The organism is Clostridia bacterium (assembly GCA_014360065.1).
In the GTDB taxonomy this organism is placed as follows: domain Bacteria; phylum Bacillota; class DSM-521; order Neomoorellales; family JACIYF01; genus JACIYF01.
Genome location: JACIYF010000152.1, coordinates 1 through 5,309 on the forward strand (window position 1 = coordinate 1; position 5,309 = coordinate 5,309).

Here is a 5,309-nt window from a genome sequence, read left to right on the forward strand (position 1 = left end):
TCCTACTTCGAGTGGGTGCAGGACAACATGAAGTTCTTCTGGACCGAGGAGGAGGTGAACCAGAAGCTCTCCCAGGTGATGGTCTCCGCCTTCGAGGAGGTCTATGCCGTAGCCCGGGAGAAAAACCTCGACCTCCGCACCGCCGCCTACGTCCTCTCCGTGGGCCGGGTAGCCCAGGCCAACCGGATTCGGGGGATGTATCCGTGACAGGTGGCTTTTCTCATTCTGGCGTTTTCCGCAAGCCATCCCTTATCTTGCGGAGGAGGCCGAGAAATCTCATCCGCGGCACAAGAGGCAGTCTACCCCCTGCCCCCATGGGGGTAGACCAACTCCAAGCCCCACCCTTGTCCTCACTTCCAGAACGTTCCTCCCCAGCTAAGGCCTACTGGCCCGGTGCTTGCATCTGCGGTTTCGCCTAGCCGCTTACCCTGATCTGCCTTCACTCTTCGTTAAATCCGGGGCAAGAGCGGGCGTTCATTTGCTTAGGCATATCTCAGGAGCTTTGGGGAATATTAACCAATAAACCGCGAAAAAGCTGATTTAAGGAAAGAAAGGTAAAATAAGGTGGAAGAGTCAGCCAAGGTCCGTCGGTTGGAAGACCGGCTAAAAGTAAGCCAGCGTGAGGGTATTATCAAAAGGCTGGTCTTAAAACCTTCCCTGGAGGAAAACATTAAGTTACTCAAAGCTGTCGCCGGTCCTTCGCCGGACGTGGTATTCAGACGGCTTACGGTAGGCGAAGGAAGGGTTAAGGTTGCCGTCTTCCATATTGAAAACCTGTCCGACAGCCTCCTGGTGGAAAAGCTTATCCGAATGCTGGGCCTGGGGACTCGGCTATCTCGTATGGGACCGGTTACCGAACAAGAGCTGTTTAGCCAGCTTAAGGAGCAGTGGCTCCAATCGTCGGAAGTGTGCGAGACAGACACTATCGATGAGGTATGGAATGCCCTGGTAGAGGGCAATTCAGTAGTTGTCTTCCATGGCATCGCCAGAGCTCTGGCCTGTTCGACCCAGGGTTACGACAAGAGGGCAGTTGACGAACCCCAATCCGAAACTGTAATCAGGGGGCCCCGGGATGGTTTTATCGAAAGTATCAGCACCAACATATCCCTTGTACGGCGTCGGTTAAAAACACCCAACCTCTGGATCGAAAATTTTACTCTGGGCCGCCTCAGCCGTACCCGGGTTGTTATGCTCTATATCAAGGGTCTGGCCAGCGAGGAGCTGGTTCAGGAAGTACGCCAGCGGGTAAACCGGATTAAAATTGACGCCGTACTTGAAAGTGGATACGTCGAAGAGTTTATCGAGGACAACCCTTTCTCTATATTTCCCCTGGTATTCCGGACGGAAAGACCGGATAGAGTTGCAGCCTGCCTGTTGGAGGGGAAGGTGGCCGTTATGACGGACGGCACACCCTTTGTCCTCGTGGTGCCGATGGATTTTCCCATGCTCTTACAAGCTCCGGATGACTATTATGAAAAGGTTCCCGTTGGTTCTTTTCTTCGGCTCCTCCGCTTGGTTGCTTTTATCGGTTCCATTATCCTTCCTGGCACCTATGTGGCCGTCGTCCGTTTTCATCCGGAATTAATTCCCACCAATCTCCTTTTAAGGATTACTGGTGCCAAAGAGGGGGTACCTTTCCCGATAGTCTTTGAAGTTTTCATGATGGAACTGTTGTTCGAACTTCTGCGCGAGGCTGGTATCCGGCTGCCGCGCGTGATTGGTCCTGCAGTAAGCATAGTCGGTGCCCTAGTCCTTGGTGAGGCTGCCATCAGGGCCGGGCTGGTTTCGCCCCCGGTGGTGATTATTGTCGCCCTGACTGCTATCGCTTCCTTTACGGTGCCTACCTTCTCCTTTGGCATTGCAGCCCGGCTGGTCAGGTTTATTTTTATCCTCCTGGGTGGAGCCTTGGGCCTTTTTGGCATTCAGTTTGGGTTGTTGTTCATGATTATCCTGCTGGCCAGTCTGCGGTCCTTTGGCTATCCCTTCCTGGCCCCTCTGGCACCCCTTATTGTCAGCGATTTAAAGGATATCTTCAGCCGGATGTTCCGCTGGAGTTTTATAAGAAGGCCCAAGCTCACCGGTGCCAGGGAGCCAGTGCGCCAACCGCAGGGACAGATGCCCGGCCCCGGTCGGGAGAAAGAAGAGAAAGAGAAAAACCTGCAGGGTGCCAAGGATAAATGGTCAGGGAAAAGATAGCTAACCGGCAGTTACTTTTTATACTCTTCATGATACGTTCAACTGTAGTTATCGCCACCCTCCCGGTGCTCACCACCGGGGAGGCGGCGCAGGATGCGTGGGCTGCGGCCACGCTTGCCCTTTTAGGGAGCGTGGTTATCGTCCTGATGGTTGGAGGACTCGGGACGAAATTTCCCAGCTTAACGATAGTGGAATATAATCAGAGACTGCTGGGGAAGTATGTGGGTGGCCTGGTGTCCCTGGCGTTTTTATGGCTATTTCTACATATAGCGGCAACCGATACCCGGGTCTATGCCGAAGTGCTCGTCAGCGGATTTTTGCCCCTTACTCCTTTAACCTTCATCACGGCCTCGATGGTTATACTGGCGGCTCTGGTGGTTTACTTGGGCATAGAAGTTCTTGGCCGGATGGCTGATGTCCTCATGCCGTTTTTCACCCTGTTTATTGCCTTAAGCATTGCTGGGGCCTTGCGGTCCGTCCAGCCCCATAATTTGGAGCCGGTGCTGGCCCGGGGTCTGGGCCCGGTAATATCTGGAGCGGTCACACCGATAGCCATTAGTGTGCAGTTCCTAGCCTTAGCGATGCTGATTCCCACCCTCACCATCCCTGAGAAGGCGACTTCTTCTGCCCTGGTTGCTGCTACTTTGGCGGGGATAGTGCTCATTGTTGCTAGCAGTGTTGTGGTCGGGGTGCTGGGGCCGGACTTGGGCTCCAAAGCTATCTTCCCCTTTTTTGAAATGGTAAGGTCCATAGAGATAAGTGCTTTCTTGGAACGAATTGAGGCGCTGACGGTAATAGCTTGGGGATTGGGCTTGTTCATCGATGTGGCCACATTTTTGTATTGCGGGGCCAAGGGACTAGCCCAGCTCTTGGGCCTAAGGGATTATCGCATCCTGGTGGGCCCCCTGGCAGCGATCTGGGTGCTGGTAGCCGTTTATGGCTACGAAAGTCTTTTTGCGATCATGAGGTTCTTTAGTCCAGATGTAATTGGTCCTTATGTTGCAGCTATTTTCCTTGGTCCTTACCTCTTATTGTGGGGCACTTATATCGCCCGCTCCCTGCTAGGGAAAATTCCCGGCCAGAAAGGTGGGCAATGACTTGCGCCGACTATCCAAGATGACACTGGTACTGTCCCTGGTTACATTCTTACTTACGGGCTGCTGGGATGGGAGGGAGCCCCAGGAGCTGATGCACGCAGTTTTACTGGCTTTCGACATCGATGACCAGGGTAACTATGAAGCGATAATTCAATTTCCTGGTCCGGGGACGGCTGCAGGCGGCGGGGGCGAGGGGGGTGGAGCAGGCGGCGGTGGGCGGAGAACTCCCTTCACAACTAATTCTGCCAAAGGACCAACGCCCTTTGCAGCCATAAGAAATTTATCCTCAACCACCAGCCGGCTGATATCTCTTTCCCACCTGCGGATGCTACTGATTTCCGAGAGATTAGCTAGGCATGGCATCGGCGCTATCGTCGACTTGTTGGAGAAGGACCGGGAGCTGCGTTTGAGCCTGCATGCAGCTGTCGTCGAGGGAGATCTGAAGAGGCTTTTTACGGCCCCGTTTCCCCTGGAATCCACTCCCGCTATGGGCTTGGAACGCCTGGTTCGGCTTATGAAATACGAACGCTCCATTACCCCTGATGCTCCCTTCCTGGAAAAACTAGGTGAACTGGCCCGTCCGGGAGAAGAGATGCTGCTTTCCAGGATCCAGGCTCTTCCGGCTGGATCTCCGGCAACTGAAGAGGCAGCCCCAAGCGAAGGGTCTCAAGCCGGTTCCCAAAGGCCAACGGCGCTGGCGGCCGGAGGCGCAGTGTTTCAAGGCGAAAAGATGGTGGGCTGGTTTGATACCGATGCAACCAGGGGCTATATGTTGATAAGGGGGAAGGCTCGGCGCGACTCGGTAGTAGTAAAATCTCCCGATGGAGAGGGTTATATTGCCATAGACGTATTTAAGTCCAAGGCAACCCTGGAACCGGTTGTTGAGGATGGGAAGGTTAGCATGCAGGTTAAGATCATGGTTCATGGCCGCATTCAGGACCAGACCTCTTTGGGGGGTAATCTATCCGGTCTGGATTTGCAAAACCCGCAGGTATTGGCTTTATTGAAGAACAACCTTGCCGAGGCCATAAGCAACTATGCCGAGCTATCCCTGGCCCGGGCGCGGGAACTAAGGGTGGACGTATTTGGTTTTGGCAATGCTGTGTACAGGAAGTATCCTTACCAATGGGAAAAGATTGGCCAGTACTGGCCGGAAATTTTCCCAACTGTCCCTGTGGACATAACCGTTAAAGCTGTAATCAACCGGCCAGGACGGGGGGTTCGGTGACGCCATTTCGCCGCTGGTGGGCGGGAGAAAACAAGAGACTCTGCAGCGAGCCTCAACGAGCAGCATGAAACTGGTCGGGAATGCCGACGCCAGCCGAGTCTGGGCAAATCTTGTAGGCCGCTGAGGAGCCTGAGAGCGGACGCGGGAGTAAAAGCGGGGAAGAACGTTCGGTTGGGTCAAAGGCCAGGAATCTAGATGGGTCATTCGCTCTAGCCCTGGCTGGTGGCCGTTCTTTCTGGTAGATCAAGTACAAACGTGGGGCGACACGCATCAGTAAAAGCTTTACGGCGTGAGGGGTTACCCTCCTCTACCGAGTTCTGGTACGCTGATTTCCCGGAGGAAGGTAACTTTCGTAATAAGGTAAGAATTCCTATGCTGTGGCGGCTTTGCACGGTTTGTTTTGCGGGCACGGTACGCGATACAGGAACTCCCGCCTTCCTTTTACGCGCTTCGTGGAAGAACTGCTCAAAATTGATGGTCCTTCCGAACCAATGATGGAAATAGGCCGCAGTAAGGGACAAAAGGCGTGTTGGGGGGTAGGCTAAAGGTAGGGTAGAAGGTTTAGTTAGGCCCAAGGCTTGAAATTCAGGCGAGTAGGGCAAAAAAGGTTATATCACCCCATTGGGCCCCAAGGAAAGGTTAGAAGCCTAAGCTACGCCGTAGGAAGCCTTAAACACGTAATACATGAGCGACTGCCAGGGTGTGCCTATTCGCTAGGTGCCAAGGCCCGGATGTTCGGTCGGGGTCCTATCGCCGTAATGCTTTCTGGGGGATGGGGAAGGCCGGCC

Annotated in this window: 4 protein-coding genes; all 4 read left to right on the plus strand. The window is 54.0% G+C overall.

Features of this window, described 5'->3' with window-relative positions:
• On the plus strand, positions 1–207 hold a 207-nt coding region (locus tag H5U02_13835), incomplete at its 5' end, for a glutamate dehydrogenase (protein ID MBC7343503.1).
• Positions 208–564: 357 nt separating this feature from the next.
• Positions 565–2,196 (plus strand): spore germination protein, encoded by a 1,632-nt coding sequence (locus H5U02_13840; protein MBC7343504.1) that lies wholly within the window; start codon positions 565–567, stop codon positions 2,194–2,196.
• Entirely contained in the window at positions 2,178–3,293 is a 1,116-nt protein-coding gene (locus tag H5U02_13845; protein ID MBC7343505.1) for an endospore germination permease, read from the plus strand. The genes H5U02_13840 and H5U02_13845 overlap by 19 nt, the downstream gene beginning before the upstream one ends.
• 1 nt (position 3,294) lies before the next feature.
• Positions 3,295–4,521: a Ger(x)C family spore germination protein gene (locus tag H5U02_13850; protein MBC7343506.1), complete on the plus strand. Its 1,227-nt coding sequence runs from the start codon at positions 3,295–3,297 to the stop codon at positions 4,519–4,521.
• Positions 4,522–5,309 lie beyond the last annotated feature (788 nt).

What these genes read in the sequence shown, in the direction of transcription:
- H5U02_13845 (MBC7343505.1), top strand. Translation starts at nt 2,178, where the DNA reads ATGGTCAGGGAAAAGATAGCTAACCGGCAGTTACTTTTTATACTCTTC.